Source organism: Brevibacillus fluminis (assembly GCF_003710825.1).
GTDB lineage: Bacteria > Bacillota > Bacilli > Brevibacillales > Brevibacillaceae > Brevibacillus_D > Brevibacillus_D fluminis.
Window position 1 is genome coordinate 1 of the sequence record NZ_RHHQ01000039.1, and the last position, 406, is coordinate 406.

The 406-nt window shown below is 58.9% G+C and carries 1 protein-coding gene; it reads left to right on the forward strand.

Annotation, left to right across the window (positions count from 1 at the left end):
* Positions 1-109 precede the first annotated feature (109 nt).
* Positions 110-406: phosphoenolpyruvate hydrolase family protein (locus tag EDM56_RS30720; RefSeq protein ID WP_148040438.1), on the forward strand; the 297-nt coding region annotated here is incomplete at its 3' end.

Genomic DNA, 406 nt, shown 5'->3' on the forward strand with positions numbered 1-406 from the left:
AACGATCCCGCTTTTGCCAGGGCGATGGCACAGCGGTTCCATGAGCAATATCAAGAGTGGCTAAACAACAGATAGAAGAACTCAACGGAGAATGGTAGGAGAGGATAGCATGTTGACAAGAAAAGAAGCATTGGCACGTCTGCAGGAGGAAATCAAAGCAGGGAATCCGATCATCGGCGCGGGTGCGGGCACCGGGCTGTCGGCCAAATCGGCCGAGGCGGGCGGCGCGGACCTGATCATCATCTACAATTCCGGGCGCTATCGGATGGCGGGGCGCGGCTCGCTGGCTGGGCTTTTGCCGTATGGTGACGCCAATCAGATCGTCGTGGAGATGGCGGGTGAGGTGCTGCCGATCGTCAAAAACACGCCTGTGCTGGCAGGGGTATGCGGCACCGATCCGTTCCGG